This window comes from Pseudomonas sp. SM4, assembly GCF_051913165.1.
Classification (GTDB): domain Bacteria; phylum Pseudomonadota; class Gammaproteobacteria; order Pseudomonadales; family Pseudomonadaceae; genus Aquipseudomonas.
On record NZ_JBODOE010000004.1, the window covers coordinates 342,767 to 359,121 of the forward strand.

A 16,355-nucleotide genomic window follows, 5' to 3' on the forward strand; every position below is an offset into this window, starting at 1 on the left:
GCGTCTTTGCTTTATCAGATGGAGAGCGCTATGGCTTGGAATGAGCCGGGTGGCAACTCGAATAATCAGGATCCTTGGGGTGGCAAGCGCCGCAATAACGGCGACCGCAAGGGGCCACCGGATCTCGACGAGGCCTTCCGAAAGCTGCAGGAAAGCCTGAACGGGTTGTTCGGTGGTGGTAAGAAACGCGGTGATGACGGCGGTGGTTCGGGTCGCAGTGGTGGTGGCTTCGGCGCCCTGCTCGGCATCGGCCTGGTCGTGCTCGCGGCTGTCTGGCTGTACAGCGCGGTGTACGTGGTCGACGAGCAGGAGCAAGCCGTGGTGCTGCGCTTCGGCAAGTACTACGAGACCGTCGGCCCGGGCCTGAACATCTACTTCCCGCCGATCGACAAGAAGTACATGGAAAACGTCACGCGTGAGCGGGCGTACACCAAGCAGGGCCAGATGCTGACCGAAGACGAGAACATCGTCGAAGTACCGCTGACCGTGCAGTACAAGATCAGCAACCTGCAGGATTTCGTGCTGAACGTTGATCAGCCGGAAATCAGCCTGCAGCACGCGACCGACAGCGCCCTGCGCCACGTGGTGGGTTCCACCGCCATGGACCAGGTGCTGACCGAAGGTCGTGAGCTGATGGCCAGCGAAATCAAGGAGCGTCTGCAACGCTTCCTCGATACCTATCGCACCGGTATCACCGTCACTCAGGTCAACGTACAGAGCGCAGCGGCACCGCGTGAAGTGCAAGAAGCCTTCGATGACGTGATCCGCGCCCGTGAAGACGAGCAGCGTTCGCGCAACCAGGCTGAAACCTACGCCAACGGCGTCGTGCCGGAAGCCCGTGGTCAGGCCCAGCGTATCCTTGAGGATGCCAACGGTTACCGCGACGAAACGGTCTCGCGCGCCAAGGGTGAGGCTGATCGCTTCACTAAACTGGTCGCCGAGTATCGCAAGGCACCTGAAGTGACCCGCCAGCGTCTGTACCTGGACACCATGCAGGAAGTCTTCAGCAATACCAGCAAGGTACTCGTGACCGGTAACAAGAACGGCCAGAGCAACCTGCTTTACCTGCCGTTGGACAAAATGATTCAGAACAGTTCGGGCAGCAATGCGCCGGTCACCGGTTCGGCTGCCGCCAGCAACACGGATGTCACGCCGCACGTCACTGACCTGCCGCAGTCGCGCACAAGGGAGACCCGCTGATGAGCAATAAATCGCTGATCGCCCTTATTGTTGGCGTCGTCGTGCTACTGGTTGGCTGGAACTGCTTCTACATCGTCGCTCAGACCGAGCGTGCGGTGCTGCTGCAATTCGGTCGTGTGGTTCAGGCCGATGTTCAGCCGGGCCTGCATGTGAAAGTGCCTTACGTTAACCAGGTGCGTAAATTCGACGCACGGCTGATGACGCTGGATGCACCGACACAGCGCTTCCTGACGCTGGAAAAGAAAGCCGTCATGGTCGATGCCTACGCCAAGTGGCGCGTGAAAGATGCCGAGCGCTTCTACACCGCAACTTCGGGCCTCAAGCAAATCGCCGACGAGCGTCTGTCGCGTCGTCTGGAATCCGGTCTGCGTGACCAGTTCGGCAAGCGCACCCTGCACGAAGTGGTGTCGGGTGAACGTGACGCACTGATGGCTGACATCACTGCCTCGCTGAACAAGATGGCGGAAAAAGAGCTGGGTATCGAAGTGGTCGATGTCCGGGTCAAGGCCATCGATCTGCCGAAAGAAGTCAACCGCAGCGTGTTCGAACGTATGAGCACCGAGCGTGAGCGTGAAGCTCGCGAGCACCGCGCCAAGGGTAACGAACTGGCTGAAGGCATCCGTGCCGACGCCGATCGTCAACGCCGCGTGCTGCTGGCTGAAGCCTATCGTGAATCCGAAGAGATTCGCGGTGACGGTGATGCCCAGGCCGCTGCGATCTACTCCAAGGCCTATGGTCAGGATCAGGAGTTCTACGGTTTCTACCGTAGCCTGCGCGCCTACCGTGAAAGCTTCGCGAATAAATCCGACGTCCTGGTCCTCGACCCAAGCAGCGACTTCTTCCGTTACCTGGAAAAGTCCAAGCCTTGATACGGCGTTGACCTGAATCATTCCGCCCGGCGGCTAAAACCTCGGGCGGGGTGATCCTTTGGGAAAACGTGTGTATGATGCGGCAGCCGGGAAATTCCCGGCTTTTTTGCGTCTGCACGTTTGATTGCTGTTTTTTGTTGCAGGCATCGGGTTGAATGGCCCGAGAGTATTTCGAGGAAAGTGATGGGCGAAGCCGGTAACAGGCCTTTCGCCGCGTCGTTCATGCGCGTGCGTTTTGAACGGATCGGTCATTTTCTGCTTCACTCAAGGCTCGCCCGCAGGCTGGCCGCCCGGATCAAAGGGGAATGGCGTAATGGCAACGGTAGACCGCTGGCTGCTGCCAGATGGCATCGAAGAAGTACTGCCACCGGAAGCGGCGCGCATTGAAGTCGCGCGTCGTCAGGTGTTGGATCTGTTCCAGAGCTGGGGTTACGAGTTTGTCGTGACTCCCCATATCGAGTACCTGGAATCCCTGCTGACCGGCGCGGGCCAGGACCTGGATCTGCGTACCTTCAAGGTCATCGACCCGCAATCGGGCCGGCAGATGGGTTTCCGTGCCGACATCACGCCGCAAGTGGCGCGCATTGATGCGCACACCCTGCGTCGCGAAGGCCCGAGCCGTCTGTGCTACGCCGGCAGCGTGCTGCATGCGCAGCCGCGGGCATTGTCGTCCTCGCGCAGCCCGATCCAGTTGGGCGCCGAGCTTTACGGCGACGCCAGCCCGAGCAGCGACGTTGAAGTGATCAGCCTGATGCTGGCCATGTTGCAACTGGCCGACGTGCCGGATGTGCACATGGATCTGGGGCATGTCGGCATTTACCGTGGTCTGGCGCGTGCCGCCGGTCTGTCTGGTGAAGTCGAACAGCAGTTGTTCGATGCCCTGCAACGCAAGGCCATCGACGAGGTCATTACCTTGACCGAAGGCCTGCCGGCCGATCTGTCCGGCATGTTGCGTGCGCTGGTTGATCTGTGCGGCGGCCGTGAAGTGTTGAGCGCTGCGCGCGAGCGTCTGGCCAATGCGCCGGCGCCGGTGCTGGCGGCACTGGAAGATTTGCTGGCGATCGCCGAGCGTCTGTCGGCGCGTTTCCCGGAGCTGCCGCTGTATTTTGATCTGGGCGAGTTGCGTGGCTACCACTACCACACCGGTGTGGTGTTCGCGGTGTTCGTGCCGGGCGTTGGCCAGTCCATCGCTCAGGGCGGTCGCTACGACGACATCGGCGCGGATTTTGGCCGCGCCCGTCCGGCGACAGGCTTCTCCACCGATTTGAAAACCCTGGTGACCCTGGGGCGTGCTGAGATCGAGCTACCGTCTGGCGGTATCTGGATGCCTGACAGTACGGATGCGGCACTCTGGCAGCAGGTTTGCCAGTTGCGCAGTGAGGGTCAGCGTGTCGTTCAGGCTTTGCCTGGGCAACCTTTGGCCGCCGCCCGTGATGCGGACTGCGACCGGCAATTGATTCAGCAGAACGGGCTTTGGCAAGTTTCGCCACTGGCTTCTTGAGTTTTCCTGCCGGCCATCGCCGGCACCAAGTTTGCGCGAATGAGGACAAGTGTTATGGGTAAGAATGTCGTAGTCCTGGGCACCCAATGGGGTGATGAGGGCAAAGGCAAGATCGTTGATCTGCTGACCGAACATGCTGCCGCCGTAGTGCGCTACCAAGGTGGCCACAACGCTGGTCACACATTGGTGATCGACGGCGAAAAAACCGTCCTGCACCTGATCCCGTCGGGCGTGCTGCGCGAAGGCGTGCAGTGCCTGATCGGCAACGGCGTGGTGGTTGCACCTGACGCCCTGCTGCGCGAGATCACCAAGCTGGAAGAGAAAGGCGTACCGGTGCGCGAGCGTCTGCGTATCAGCCCGTCCTGCCCGCTGATCCTGTCCTTCCACGTAGCGCTGGACCAGGCTCGTGAAAAGGCTCGTGGCGAGCTGAAGATCGGTACAACCGGTCGCGGCATCGGCCCGGCTTACGAAGACAAGGTCGCTCGTCGTGGCCTGCGTGTCGGCGACCTGCTGAACATGCCGCGCTTTGAAGACAAGCTGCGTGAACTGGTGGATTACCACAACTTCATGCTGGTCGGTTACTACAAAGAGCCGGCCATCGAGTTCGAAAAGACCCTGGCCGAGTGCAAGGAATACGCTGAGCTGCTCAAGCCGCTGATGCTCGACGTCACTGCCGAGCTGCACGACCTGCGTCGCGCCGGCAAGGACATCATGTTCGAAGGCGCCCAGGGTTCGTTGCTCGACATCGACCACGGTACCTACCCGTACGTGACCAGCTCCAACACCACCGCTGGTGGCGTGGCGACCGGTTCGGGCGTTGGCCCGATGTTCCTGGACTACATCCTGGGCATCACCAAGGCTTACACCACTCGCGTCGGTTCGGGCCCGTTCCCGACTGAGCTGTTCGACGACGTCGGTGCACACCTCGCCAAGCAAGGTCACGAGTTCGGTGCTACCACCGGCCGTGCCCGTCGTTGCGGCTGGTTCGACGCCGTTATCCTGCGTCGCGCGATCGATGTGAACAGCATCTCGGGCATCTGCCTGACCAAGCTGGACGTACTCGACGGCCTGGAAACCATCAACATCTGCGTCGGCTACAAAGACGCGCAAGGCAACGCCGTTGCTCCGACCGACGCTGACAGCTACGTAGGCCTGCAGCCTGTGTACGAAGAAGTGCCGGGCTGGACCGAATCGACCGTGGGCGCCAAGACCCTGGAAGAGCTGCCAGCTAACGCTCGTGCCTACATCAAACGCGTCGAAGAGTTGATCGGCGCACCGATCGACATTATTTCGACGGGCCCGGACCGCAACGAAACCATCGTTCTGCGCCATCCGTTCGCTTGATAAGTCGTTGATGTAAAAAACAAAGGCCCCTTAATCGGGGCCTTTGTCGTTTATGCCTGTTGGACGGCATGACCTTTGCTGTGAATCTTCCTACAAGAGTGCCATCAAATTAATGGCGTCAGAAGTAGAGGTATTCACAGTGTCGGCCGTTCTCTCACTGTTACAAAGCCGTTTGTTGCGCCCGGTATTCGTTACCCTTGGTATCGCTCTTTTGGTGCAAGTGCTGGTGGCCGTCGCCCTGACACGGAGCACCGTCACGGCGCTGGAAGCAGATTTGGCTGTGCGCCTCGGCGCCGACAGCCAGAAACTCTCGGGCGAACTGGAGCAGGCGGGGCGTGAAGTCACGTCGAGCCTCGACGCCCTGTCCGCCAGCACCCGCCAGCGTCTGACTGCCGGTCTGTCCTCGCGGCTGAAGGACGAGCAGGCGCAACTGCGTACGACATTGGAAAAGGATCTGAAGGATTCGGCCAATGACATGGCGCAGTTGCTGGCCTCCGTCGCGCCGCGCGCCATGTGGGACAGCGACGTGCCGACCCTGTCTGAATTCGCCCGCCGGGCCCAGCGCAATCCCAATGTGCTGTTCGTGGTCTACGACGACGCCACCGGCCAGCACTTGACCCGTTATCTCAATCGCGAAAACCCGATCAACAAGGCCTTGCTGGAAAAAGGTCAGGGCGAGCGTGCGCTGGATAAAGTGCTGGATGCGGCGAAAAACGATCCGTCGGTCTACTACCTCGAAGCCTCGATCAACCCCAATGGCGTGGAAATCGGCAAGGTGCTGATGGGCGTTTCCACGGCCTCGGTGGAAACTGATCTGGCAGCGCTGGACAAACGTTTCTCGGCGCTGATCGCCAGCAGCGATCAACTGGTCGGCGACAGCCTCAAAGGCGCTGCAGCGGACAGCGCCACGGCGATGCAAGCGCGTCTGCAATCGGCGCAATCCACCGCCGCCGAGATGAAGGCCAATACCGCGAGCACGGTGCAAGAAGCAGCGGCGACCCTGCGCTGGAGAATCGGCTTGGGCCTGGCGCTGGTTGGCTGCGGTGTGCTGCTGTTGTTGGCTGTGGTGTTGGGCCATCGCGTGGTCAATCGCCTGAAGATGCTCAATGCCGCGATGGATGACCTGGCGGCGGGCGAGGGTGATCTGACCAAGCGTGTGCAGATCAACAGCAAGGACGAAATCGGCGACATGGCCGCGGCGGTCAATCGCTTTGTGGATAAGTTGCAGCCGATCGTGCGCGAGGCGGGCGATGTCGCGCAGCGCACCGGCGTCGAAATTGGCGCAATGACTTTGCGCAATGCCGGTGCCGATGCGGCGGCCGGGATGCAGCGTGACGAAGTGGCGGAAAGCCTGCGCGCGCTGTCGCAAATGGCTGATGAGGCGCAATCGGAAAGCCATGCCATGCAAGCGGCGCTGAAGCAGGTGGTGGATATTCGTCAGGCCACGGATGAAAACACTCGCACCTCCGCCAAGGTCGGCAGCCTGATCGAGGCGCTCGCGGGGCAGGTTGATACCGGGGCGAAAGTCATTGAGCGACTGGCGCAGCAGAGTGAGCAGATCGAAGTGGTGCTGACGGTGATCCACGGGATTGCCGAGCAGACCAATCTGCTAGCGCTGAACGCTGCGATCGAAGCGGCGCGCGCTGGCGAAACCGGGCGTGGTTTTGCCGTGGTAGCGGACGAGGTTCGGGCGCTGGCGAGCAAGACGCAAAGTTCTACCGGCGATATTCAGGCGCACATCGTCGCGTTGCAGCAGGGCGCGCGTGAGGCGGTCGAGGCGATCGGTCAGGCCGGGCGTCAGGCCAGCGAAGGTTTGCTGGTGTTGCGTGACAGCGCGCGGTTGCAGCAATCGGTGCAGACGTCGGTCGAGCAGGTGCACGCGGCGATTGGCCTGGCGACGCAGGCTGCAGCGCATCAGGCGCAGGGTGCGCAGGCGGTGCGCGGGCGAGTCGAGACGATTCATGCGCAGGCCGAGAAGGCGGCGCAGGCGGTCGTGGAAACCACGGCGAGTGGCAAGGTGTTGGATGGTTTGGCTGCACAGCTGAAAGCCAGTCTGGGGCAGTTCAGGGCTTAAGATCAAAAGATCGCAGCCTGCGGCAGCTCCTACATTAATCCCATGTAGGAGCTGCCGCAGGCTGCGATCTTTTAGCGGCTCAGATACATCCGCGTCGTCAACAGATAAACCGGTAACCCGGACACCAAAATCAACAACGCCGCATAAGGCGCCGCCGCCGCAAACTCGACATTCGCGGTATGCGCCCACACCTCGGTCGCCAGCGTATTAAGCCCGGTCGGACTCAACAGCAACGTCGCCGTCAATTCCTTCATCGCATCGAGAAACACCAGCGCAAACGCCGCGCCCAATGCCGGGAAGATGATCGGCAGCGTCACTCGGCAAAACGCTGTGAACGACGAAGCGCCCAGCGTGCGTGCAGCCTCTTCAAGCTGCGGCGCAGCCTTGTTCAGTGCAGTACGAATCGGTGCTTGAGCCAGCGGTAAAAACAACAGCGCATAAGCAATTAGCAACAACCCCGAAGTCTGATACAGCGCCGGCACGTAATGCAGGGCGAAATACACCAGCGTCAGCGCAATCACCAAGCCCGGCAGCGCATGCAACAGGTACGGCAGACGCTCAGCCCAAATCGCTAATTGGCCTTTGTAACGTACCACCAGCAAACCCACCGGCACTGCCAGCACCAGACACAGCGCCGCGCCGCCCAGCGACAACGCCAGCGACGACAGCAATGCTTCGGTGATCGCCGCTACCGGAAAGGCTGCCGACGAACCCACCGCCAGCCAGTACGCCAGCATCCCCAGCGGAATCCCGCTGCCGACAATCGCCAGCGCCAGACAATACAACTGACCCAGCGAAGCCCAGCGCCCCAATCGAACCTGTTCAGCCTGACGCGCCGCGCCTTGGCCGGTGCGCACATGCCGGCCTTTGCCGCGCACACGCAGCTCCAGCCACAACAACACCAGGCACAGCGCCAGCAGCACCGCAGAAAGCATCGCCGCGTTGGCGTTACTGAATTCCAGTTCGAACTGTTGATAGATCGCCGTGGTGAAGGTTTGCAGGCCGATGATCGACAGCGCGCCGAATTCCACCAGCATGTGCAAAGCAATCAACAGCGAACCGGCCAACAACGACGGCCAAAGCAGCGGCAGGGTGACGCGGAAAAACACCCCCCAGCGATTCTGCCCCAGCGTGCGGGCAGACTCTTCAAGCGACGGATCAAGATTGCGCAGGGTTGCCGCTACCGGCAGAAAGATCAGCGGGTATTTCGACAGGCTCATCACCAGAATCGCCCCGCCCAGCCCTTCGAACTGCGCGCTCAGCGAAACCCAGGTGAAACTGCTGACAAATGCCGGCACTGCGAACGGAAGGCACAGAATCACGCCCCATAGACGCCGGCCCGGCAAATTGCTGCGCTCCAGCAGCCAAGCCAGCGACAGACCAATCACGCCGCAGGTGAGGGTTACGCCAACCATCAATGCCAAGGTATTGCGTAGCAGGCCGAACACATACGGGCGCCACAACAAATGCAGAGCCTCGGCCCAGCCGGCCTGCCAGGCTTTCAGTCCAACGTAGGCGAGCGGCAAAAGGCTTAGCACCACCAGCAGCAACACCGGCAGTACCAGCCAGATCGACGGCCGCTTGCGCTTTGGTACGTAACCCCCGCGCGCGGCGGGGGCGGATAACGATGCGGCCATCAGTTCAAGCCAACTTCACGTTCCAGTTCCAGCGCTTCTTCGGCATTGCCCAGGTCGGCCGGCGTTACGTTCGGTGCTTCCAGTTCGCTGAACGGCTTGAGCCCGCGATCCGATTCCATGCCTTTGTGCAGCGGGTATTCGGCGGTGGTCTGAGTGATCACGCGCTGACCTTCTTCGCTGGCCATGTAGGCAAGAAATTGCTGGGCTTCTTTTGGATGTTTGCTGGATTTCAGCACGGCAGCACTGGATACGGTGATCAAACCACCGACGTCGCCGCCAGTGAAGTAATGCAGTTTCGAGTCGAGTTTGCCTTTCTCGCGTTGCAGGGCGAACCAGTAGTAGTTGTTCACCAGCACGGTAGCGACTTCGCCGTTTTCCACGGCTTTGAGGGCGACCATGTTGTTGCTGTAGGTCTTGCCGAACGCGCGCAGGCCCGTCAGCCATTCTTCGGCGGCGTCGCGACCGTGCATCTTGATGATGGCTACGGCCTGTTCCTGGAATGCGCCGCTGGTCGGTACGAAGCCGACTTTGCCTTGCCACTGCGGATCAGAGAATTCCATCACCGATTTCGGCAAGTCTTTTTCATCGACCAGTTTCGGGTTGTAGGCAACCACGCGAACGCGCGCCGTCACGCCGATCCAGGTGCCGTTGCCGGCGACGTATTTTTCCGGAAGCACAGCCAAAGTGGCGTCATCGGTTTTTGCCAGCAGGCCGAGTTCGCCGAGATTGTTCAGTGGCGGCGATTCTTCGGTGTAGATCACGTCGGCGGGGGAGCGGTCGCCCTCTTCGATGACCTGGCTGGCGAGCTGGTTGCTGCTGCCTTTGCGGACATTGACGTGAATGCCGGTCTTGGCTTCGAAGGCTTTGGCGATCGCGTCGCCGACTTCCTTGTGCTGGCCGTTATAGAGAGTCAGGGAAACCGCATCGGCAGCCTGGGTGAGGGGAGTGGCGAGCGCCAGGCCGAGGAGGGTGAAGGTCAGGCCTCGGCGCAGGGTATTTCGAAACGTCATTCGCAGGGTTCCTCACTGTCGCATTGCAAAAACTTGCAACAATGATAAACGATATTGTTTCTCAAGTGCGCCTTGCGAGAGGCTGCCAGCTCTGATACGGCGTCTGCTTTGAACCGTAGGAGCTGCCGAAGGCTGCGATCTTTTGATCTTGCTCTTTGGAAAAACAAGATCAAAAGATCGCAGCCTTCGGCAGCTCCTACATGGAGATATCAGGATTTCGGGAGGGCAGAAACGCAAAAACCCGCTTTCGCGGGTTTTTGTGAAATCCATGGTCGTAACCTTGGATTTGAATTGGTGCCCAGAAGAAGACTCGAACTTCCACGACCTTGCGGTCACCAGCACCTGAAGCTGGCGTGTCTACCAATTTCACCATCTGGGCAATCATCGCTAGCGTTGCCGCTGTTGATGTGGCGCACTATACGGAGCGTCTTTTGATCTGTAAACCCCTGATTTAATTTTAATAAATCAGTTTTAAGAAAACCTGGGCTTAGAATGCAAAAAACCCGCTTTCGCGGGTTTTTGTGTGAGCCTTGAAACTGATCTAGTCTCAATCTCGAAATTGGTGCCCAGAAGAAGACTCGAACTTCCACGACCGTAAGGTCACCAGCACCTGAAGCTGGCGTGTCTACCAATTTCACCATCTGGGCAGTATCGGCAACGCTTGTGCGTCGTCGATGGCGCGCACTATACGGAGCGTCTTTTTAACTGTAAACCCCTCTCAGCAAAAAACATGATTTTTTTTACCGGCGGTGTTCAAAACGGCTTCCAAGTGACGCTGCAGGCCCTGATATGGGCCTTATAGAGTCGGAAATTTCCCGTTTCATGGCGCCTATGCCAAACTAACCCGCATATAGACAAGGTGAAAACTCTCTAATGGCCGATTGGCAGTCCCTCGATCCCGAGGCCGCTCGTGAAGCGGAAAAATATGAAAACCCTATTCCTAGCCGCGAACTGATCCTGGCGCACCTCGCCGATCGGGGTTCGCCTGCTGCCCGCGAGCAACTGGTCGAAGAGTTCGGTCTGACCACCGAAGACCAGATCGAAGCCCTGCGCCGCCGTCTGCGCGCCATGGAGCGCGACGCACAACTGATCTACACCCGTCGTGGCACCTACGCGCCGGTCGACAAGCTTGACCTGATCCTCGGTCGCATCAGCGGTCACCGTGACGGTTTCGGCTTCCTGGTGCCGGACGACGGCAGCGATGACCTGTTCATGAGCCCGGCGCAAATGCGTCTGGTGTTCGACGGTGACCGTGCGCTGGCCCGTGTTTCCGGTCTTGACCGTCGTGGTCGCCGCGAAGGCGTTATCGTCGAAGTCGTGTCGCGTGCTCACGAAACCATCGTCGGTCGCTACTTTGAAGAAGGCGGCATCGGTTTCGTCGTTGCCGACAACCCGAAGATCCAGCAAGAAGTGCTGGTCACGCCGGGTCGCAACGCCAACGCGCAGATCGGTCAGTTCGTCGAGGTGAAAATCACCCACTGGCCGACGCCGCGCTTCCAGCCGCAAGGCGACGTGGTCGAAGTGGTCGGCAACTACATGGCGCCGGGCATGGAAATCGATGTCGCCCTGCGCACCTACGACATTCCGCACGTCTGGCCTGAAGCCGTACTGAAAGAAGCGGCCAAGCTCAAGCCGGAAGTCGAAGAAAAAGACAAAGAGAAGCGCGTCGATCTGCGCCATCTGCCGTTCGTCACCATCGACGGCGAAGATGCCCGCGACTTCGACGATGCTGTTTACTGCGAAGCCAAACCGGGCAAGCTGCGCCTGTTCTCCGGCGGCTGGAAGTTGTACGTGGCGATTGCCGACGTTTCCAGCTACGTGAAAATCGGTTCGGCGCTGGACAACGAAGCGCAAGTGCGCGGCAACTCGGTGTATTTCCCCGAGCGCGTGGTGCCGATGCTGCCTGAGCAGTTGTCCAACGGCCTGTGCTCGCTGAACCCACACGTCGATCGTCTGGCCATGGTTTGCGAGATGACCATCTCCAAATCCGGCGAAATGACCGACTACTGCTTCTATGAAGCGGTGATCCACTCCCACGCTCGCCTGACGTACAACAAAGTCAGCGCGATGCTGGAAACGCCGAAAATCACCGAGGCGCGTCAGCTTCGCGGTGAGTACAACGACGTTCTGCCGCACCTCAAGCAGCTGTATGCGCTGTACAAGGTTCTGTTGGCTGCTCGTCACGTACGTGGCGCGATCGATTTCGAAACGCAGGAAACCCGGATCATCTTCGGTACCGAGCGCAAGATTGCCGAGATCCGTCCGACCACCCGTAACGATGCGCACAAGCTGATCGAAGAATGCATGCTGGCGGCCAACGTGGCCACCGCCGAATTCCTCAAGAAGCACGAAATTCCTGCGCTGTACCGCGTCCACGATGGCCCGCCACCGGAGCGTCTGGAAAAACTCCGCGCCTTCCTTGGTGAGCTCGGTCTGTCCCTGCATAAAGGCAAGGACGGCCCGTCGCCGAAGGACTACCAGGCATTGCTGGCGAGCATCAAGGATCGTCCGGACTTCCACCTGATCCAGACCGTAATGCTGCGTTCGCTGAGCCAAGCGGTGTACAGCGCTGACAATCAGGGCCACTTCGGCCTGAATTACGAAGCCTATACCCACTTCACCTCGCCGATCCGTCGTTACCCGGATTTGCTCACGCACCGCGCGATCCGCAGCGTGATCCATTCGAAACAGGACACCCCGCACGTTCGTCGTGCCGGCGCGATGACCATTCCGAAAGCGCGCATCTATCCGTACGACGAAGCGGCGCTGGAGCAACTCGGCGAGCAATGCTCGATGAGCGAGCGCCGTGCCGATGAAGCGACCCGCGATGTGGTGAACTGGCTCAAGTGCGAGTTCATGAAGGATCGCGTGGGCGAGTCGTTCCCGGGCGTGATCACTGCGGTGACCGGTTTTGGTTTGTTCGTCGAGCTGACCGATATTTACGTCGAAGGCCTGGTGCACGTCACCGCGCTGCCGGGTGATTACTACCACTTCGATCCTGTGCACCACCGCCTGGCGGGCGAGCGCACCGGTCGCAGCTTCCGTCTGGGCGATACCGTTGAAGTGCGCGTGATGCGCGTTGACCTCGACGAACGCAAGATCGACTTCGAGATGGCTGAAAAAACCATCAGCGCGCCGATCGGTCGCAAAAAACGTGGTGCTGAAACTGCTGCGCCAGCCGCGAAGGAAAAAGCCGAAGCGGCTCCTGCAAAAACCGCAGGTCGCCGTCCAGCGAAAGAGAAAGCTCCCGAAGCTTATCGCCCAAGCGACGCTGTGGCGAAAAACGCCGAGCTGCGCAAAAGCCGTGAAATGAAGAAAGCTCTGCTTTCCGACGCCAAAAACGGTGGTAAAGCGGCGCCTGTGGGAAAGACCGGGCGGTCGGCGCCTGAAAAGGCCTCCGGCAGCAAGCCAGCAAAACCGAGCAAACATCGTAAAGGCCCGCCAAAAGCGGGTTCTGCTCCAGCCAAAAGTGGCGGGGCACGTAAACCGAAGGCGAAGTCATGAGTCAGTTGGAAAAAATCTACGGCGTTCACGCGGTAGAAGCGTTGCTGCGTCATCACCCGAAGCGCGTCAAGCAGATCTGGCTGGCGGAAAGCCGCAACGATCCTCGCGTGCAGACGCTGGTTGAGCTGGCCAACGAAAACCGTGTCCAGGTCGGTCAGGCCGAGCGCCGCGAAATGGACGCTTGGGTTGAAGGCGTTCACCAAGGCGTGGTCGCGGAAGTCAGCCCGAGCCAGGTCTGGGGCGAAGCGATGCTCGACGAACTGCTTGATCGCACCGACGGCGCACCATTGCTGCTGGTGCTCGACGGCGTGACCGATCCGCACAACCTCGGTGCCTGCCTGCGCTCGGCCGATGCCGCCGGTGCGCTGGCGGTGATCGTGCCGAAAGACAAGTCGGCAACCTTGACTCCGGTGGTGCGTAAAGTCGCTTGCGGCGCGGCGGAAGTGATTCCGTTGGTCGCTGTAACCAACCTGGCGCGTACGCTGGAAAAACTTCAGCAGCGCGGTCTGTGGGTTGTCGGCACGGCAGGCGAAGCTGAAGTCAGCATTTACGACCAGGATCTGACGGGCCCGACCATTCTGATCATGGGCGCCGAAGGCAAAGGCATGCGTCGCCTGACTCGCGAGCACTGTGACTATCTGGTGAAACTGCCGATGGCCGGTAGCGTCAGCAGCCTCAACGTCTCGGTCGCTACGGGCGTATGCCTGTTCGAAGCCCAGCGCCAACGCGGCGCCAAGGCCAAGACCGCCACCAAGAAATAACCCCCCGGTAGGAGCTGCCGCAGGCTGCGATCTTTTGATCTTGATGTTAAGACAAAATCAAAAGATCGCAGCCTGCGGCAGCTCCTACAGGTGTTCTTTGGTGATTGTTCAAATATTCACCAATTGCCTTGCACCTCTTCTGTCCCTTCTCTACAATTGCGCCCCTTGCTGTGACGGCAGGCACGCATGTGCCCCGCGCCAGCAAGTCCATAAGTGTCATTCACTCCTTGTCTGACCGTTTTTGAGCGGCAGGCTACAACCCGTAAGGAGCATTCATGCGTCATTACGAAATCATCTTTTTGGTCCACCCGGATCAAAGCGAGCAAGTCGGCGGCATGGTTGAGCGTTACACCAAGCTGATCGAAGAAGACGGCGGCAAAATCCACCGTCTGGAAGATTGGGGCCGTCGTCAACTGGCCTACGCAATCAACAATGTTCACAAGGCTCACTACGTGATGCTGAACGTTGAGTGCACTGGCAAGGCCCTGGCCGAGCTGGAAGACAACTTCCGCTACAACGATGCAGTGATCCGTAACCTGGTCATCCGTCGCGAAGAAGCCGTTACCGGCCAATCCGAGATGCTCAAGGCTGAAGAAAACCGCAGTGAGCGCCGTGAGCGTCGCGACCGTCCTGAGCACGAAGGCGCTGATAGCGCTGATAGTGATGACAGCGACAACAGCGATAACGCTGACGAGTAATCCACGGACCTTTTAAGGAGCCTATCAAATGGCACGTTTCTTCCGTCGTCGTAAATTCTGCCGCTTCACCGCTGAAGACGTGAAGGAGATCGATTACAAAGATCTCAACACTCTGAAAGCCTACGTATCCGAGACCGGCAAAATCGTTCCAAGCCGCATCACCGGTACCAAAGCTCGTTATCAGCGTCAGCTGGCCACCGCTATCAAGCGCGCCCGCTTCCTGGCCCTGCTGGCCTACACCGACAGCCACGGCCGCTGAGACCGGGCAGTCGACAAGTAGCAAAGGATTGAATGCATGCGTGCCTTAGCTGAGTTCATCATGCGCGGCCGCATGCAGGCCACTCTTGTAGTGGCCGGATGTGCAACATTGCCGTTGTTGTATTGGTTGGGCGCTGCCGCCGGGAGCCTTGTGCTGCTGCGGCGCGGATTGACGGACGCTCTTGGCGTTCTGTCCCTGGGACTGCTGCCGGCCTTGGTCTGGTGGTTGTACGCCGATGATCCACGGGCACTTCTGGTGCTGCTGGGGTCTTCGGGACTTGCGTTGGTTTTGCGCGCAAGTGAATCCTGGGTTCGCACGCTGCTGGTCAGCGTGGCGGTAGGGGTGGTGTTTTCGGTGGTGCTCGGGGCAGCGTTTGCAGCCCAGATCGAGATGCTCGCGCAAGCCTTGATAAAGGTCATGCCTGCGCTTCTCGGTGAGACCTACAAGCAATTGTCGGTCGAAGAGCAAGCGCGTTTCGCGTCCCTGATTGCGCCAGTCCTGACCGGACTGATTGCGGCTTTGTTGCAGATCGTCAGCGTGCTGAGCCTGATTGTCGGGCGTCATTGGCAGGCGTTGTTGTACAACCCGGGTGGTTTTGGTCGCGAGTTTCGCGCCATCCGGATCCCGCTGGGGCCGGCGATGTTACTGCTGGCGTTGATGCTTCTGGGCCCGAATCTCGGTGCACAGATGGCCATGTTGACGCCGTTGTGCAGTGTACCGCTGGTGTTCGCCGGACTGGCCCTGATTCACGGGCTGGTCGGGCAGAAGCGACTGGCCGGGTTCTGGCTGGTGGGGTTGTACGTCACGCTGTTGCTGTTCATGCAGCTGATCTATCCGTTGCTCGTGGTCTTGGCCATTGTCGACAGCCTGATTGATTTTCGCGGTCGTCACGTGTCGAAAGACACCGACAGCGCGAACGGTGAAGGTTAAAAGTTAGAGGATTTTCACATGCAACTGATCCTTCTGGAAAAAGTCACCAACCTGGGCAACCTGGGTGACAAAGTAAACGTTAAGGCCGGTTACGGTCGTAACTACCTGCTGCCTTACGGCAAAGCTACCGCCGCGACCCCAGCGAACATCGCTGCGTTCGAAGAGCGTCGTGCCGAGCTGGAAAAAGCTGCTGCAGACCGTAAAGCATCGGCTGAAAGCCGTGCTGCCCAACTGGCCGAGCTGGAAGTGACCATCACTGCCACCGCTGGCGACGAAGGCAAGCTGTTCGGTTCGATCGGTACTCACGACATCGCTGACGCACTGACCGCCTCCGGCGTTGAAGTTGCGAAAAGCGAAGTTCGTCTGCCGAACGGCACCATCCGCAACGTAGGTGAATTCGACGTGGCTGTGCACCTGCACGCCGAAGTTGAAGCCACCGTACGCGTTGTCGTGGTAGCAGCTTAAGCAACACCTGATCGGCTGGCGGCTTGTCCGTCAGACGGTTAACATCGGGCACGATCCTGTTTACAGGTCGTGCCCTTTGTCTTTCTGAACTCCCTGTTTTTCC

The 16,355-nt window shown here is 59.6% G+C and carries 13 protein-coding genes and 2 tRNA genes; 11 read left to right on the forward strand and 4 right to left on the reverse strand.

From position 1 onward, the window contains the following. Positions 1 to 30: 30 nt before the first annotated feature. From hflK to ACQ4MY_RS09895, 5 genes are all read left to right on the forward strand, one after another. On the forward strand, positions 31 to 1,200 hold the full coding sequence (gene hflK, locus ACQ4MY_RS09875) for an FtsH protease activity modulator HflK (RefSeq protein ID WP_008078330.1): 1,170 nt from the start codon (positions 31 to 33) through the stop codon (positions 1,198 to 1,200). Then, entirely contained in the window at positions 1,200 to 2,069 is an 870-nt protein-coding gene (hflC, locus tag ACQ4MY_RS09880) for a protease modulator HflC (protein ID WP_008078329.1), read from the forward strand. Before hflK ends, hflC begins: the two co-directional genes overlap by 1 nt. 313 nt (positions 2,070 to 2,382) lie before the next feature. Continuing rightward, positions 2,383 to 3,570: an ATP phosphoribosyltransferase regulatory subunit gene (locus ACQ4MY_RS09885; RefSeq protein ID WP_007915833.1), complete on the forward strand. Its 1,188-nt coding sequence runs from the start codon at positions 2,383 to 2,385 to the stop codon at positions 3,568 to 3,570. A gap of 54 nt (positions 3,571 to 3,624) precedes the next feature. After that, the gene (locus tag ACQ4MY_RS09890) at positions 3,625 to 4,914 is read left to right on the forward strand and encodes an adenylosuccinate synthase (RefSeq protein WP_008078328.1); all 1,290 of its coding nucleotides are present in this window, start codon (positions 3,625 to 3,627) and stop codon (positions 4,912 to 4,914) included. Positions 4,915 to 5,053: 139 nt separating this feature from the next. Then, positions 5,054 to 6,988 carry a methyl-accepting chemotaxis protein gene (locus tag ACQ4MY_RS09895; protein WP_158836104.1) on the forward strand — a complete coding sequence of 645 codons (1,935 nt, stop codon included), beginning with the start codon at positions 5,054 to 5,056 and terminating at the stop codon, positions 6,986 to 6,988. Between the two features lie 71 nt (positions 6,989 to 7,059). On the opposite strand, the gene ACQ4MY_RS09900 is transcribed toward ACQ4MY_RS09895, so the two are convergent. The 4 genes from ACQ4MY_RS09900 to ACQ4MY_RS09915 all read right to left on the reverse strand — a co-directional run bounded on the left by ACQ4MY_RS09900 (position 7,060) and on the right by ACQ4MY_RS09915 (position 10,282). Continuing rightward, positions 7,060 to 8,625 carry an ABC transporter permease gene (locus tag ACQ4MY_RS09900; protein ID WP_440094907.1) on the reverse strand — a complete coding sequence of 522 codons (1,566 nt, stop codon included), beginning with the start codon at positions 8,623 to 8,625 and terminating at the stop codon, positions 7,060 to 7,062. Further along, the gene (locus ACQ4MY_RS09905) at positions 8,625 to 9,635 is read right to left on the reverse strand and encodes an extracellular solute-binding protein (RefSeq protein ID WP_134175845.1); all 1,011 of its coding nucleotides are present in this window, start codon (positions 9,633 to 9,635) and stop codon (positions 8,625 to 8,627) included. The genes ACQ4MY_RS09900 and ACQ4MY_RS09905 overlap by 1 nt, the downstream gene beginning before the upstream one ends. Before the next feature lie 292 nt (positions 9,636 to 9,927). Then, positions 9,928 to 10,014, reverse strand: a tRNA-Leu gene (locus tag ACQ4MY_RS09910). A gap of 181 nt (positions 10,015 to 10,195) precedes the next feature. Further along, positions 10,196 to 10,282 (reverse strand) — tRNA-Leu (locus tag ACQ4MY_RS09915). A gap of 226 nt (positions 10,283 to 10,508) precedes the next feature. Here ACQ4MY_RS09915 and rnr point away from each other — a divergent pair. The 6 genes from rnr to rplI all read left to right on the forward strand — a co-directional run bounded on the left by rnr (position 10,509) and on the right by rplI (position 16,252). Beyond that, positions 10,509 to 13,139: a ribonuclease R gene (rnr, locus tag ACQ4MY_RS09920; protein WP_440094908.1), complete on the forward strand. Its 2,631-nt coding sequence runs from the start codon at positions 10,509 to 10,511 to the stop codon at positions 13,137 to 13,139. Further along, the gene (gene rlmB / locus ACQ4MY_RS09925; RefSeq protein ID WP_440094909.1) at positions 13,136 to 13,900 is read left to right on the forward strand and encodes a 23S rRNA (guanosine(2251)-2'-O)-methyltransferase RlmB; all 765 of its coding nucleotides are present in this window, start codon (positions 13,136 to 13,138) and stop codon (positions 13,898 to 13,900) included. Before rnr ends, rlmB begins: the two co-directional genes overlap by 4 nt. A 275-nt stretch (positions 13,901 to 14,175) precedes the next feature. Continuing rightward, entirely contained in the window at positions 14,176 to 14,598 is a 423-nt protein-coding gene (rpsF, locus tag ACQ4MY_RS09930; RefSeq protein ID WP_003236224.1) for a 30S ribosomal protein S6, read from the forward strand. A gap of 28 nt (positions 14,599 to 14,626) precedes the next feature. Then, complete coding sequence (gene rpsR / locus ACQ4MY_RS09935) at positions 14,627 to 14,857, forward strand: 30S ribosomal protein S18 (RefSeq protein WP_002551829.1); 231 nt, start codon at positions 14,627 to 14,629, stop codon at positions 14,855 to 14,857. 36 nt (positions 14,858 to 14,893) lie between these two features. Next, a complete protein-coding gene (locus ACQ4MY_RS09940; protein ID WP_008078309.1) occupies positions 14,894 to 15,787 on the forward strand; it encodes a hypothetical protein in 894 nt (297 codons plus the stop codon). Between the two features lie 18 nt (positions 15,788 to 15,805). Beyond that, on the forward strand, positions 15,806 to 16,252 hold the full coding sequence (gene rplI, locus ACQ4MY_RS09945; RefSeq protein ID WP_008078307.1) for a 50S ribosomal protein L9: 447 nt from the start codon (positions 15,806 to 15,808) through the stop codon (positions 16,250 to 16,252). The last annotated feature ends 103 nt before the right edge of the window (positions 16,253 to 16,355 follow it).

What these genes read in the sequence shown, in the direction of transcription:
- rlmB (WP_440094909.1), top strand. Translation starts at nt 13,136, where the DNA reads ATGAGTCAGTTGGAAAAAATCTACGGCGTTCACGCGGTAGAAGCGTTG.
- hflC (WP_008078329.1), top strand. Translation starts at nt 1,200, where the DNA reads ATGAGCAATAAATCGCTGATCGCCCTTATTGTTGGCGTCGTCGTGCTA.
- ACQ4MY_RS09905 (WP_134175845.1), bottom strand. Translation starts at nt 9,635, where the DNA reads ATGACGTTTCGAAATACCCTGCGCCGAGGCCTGACCTTCACCCTCCTC.
- ACQ4MY_RS09885 (WP_007915833.1), top strand. Translation starts at nt 2,383, where the DNA reads ATGGCAACGGTAGACCGCTGGCTGCTGCCAGATGGCATCGAAGAAGTA.
- rpsR (WP_002551829.1), top strand. Translation starts at nt 14,627, where the DNA reads ATGGCACGTTTCTTCCGTCGTCGTAAATTCTGCCGCTTCACCGCTGAA.
- rplI (WP_008078307.1), top strand. Translation starts at nt 15,806, where the DNA reads ATGCAACTGATCCTTCTGGAAAAAGTCACCAACCTGGGCAACCTGGGT.
- ACQ4MY_RS09900 (WP_440094907.1), bottom strand. Translation starts at nt 8,625, where the DNA reads ATGGCCGCATCGTTATCCGCCCCCGCCGCGCGCGGGGGTTACGTACCA.
- hflK (WP_008078330.1), top strand. Translation starts at nt 31, where the DNA reads ATGGCTTGGAATGAGCCGGGTGGCAACTCGAATAATCAGGATCCTTGG.
- ACQ4MY_RS09890 (WP_008078328.1), top strand. Translation starts at nt 3,625, where the DNA reads ATGGGTAAGAATGTCGTAGTCCTGGGCACCCAATGGGGTGATGAGGGC.
- rnr (WP_440094908.1), top strand. Translation starts at nt 10,509, where the DNA reads ATGGCCGATTGGCAGTCCCTCGATCCCGAGGCCGCTCGTGAAGCGGAA.
- ACQ4MY_RS09940 (WP_008078309.1), top strand. Translation starts at nt 14,894, where the DNA reads ATGCGTGCCTTAGCTGAGTTCATCATGCGCGGCCGCATGCAGGCCACT.
- rpsF (WP_003236224.1), top strand. Translation starts at nt 14,176, where the DNA reads ATGCGTCATTACGAAATCATCTTTTTGGTCCACCCGGATCAAAGCGAG.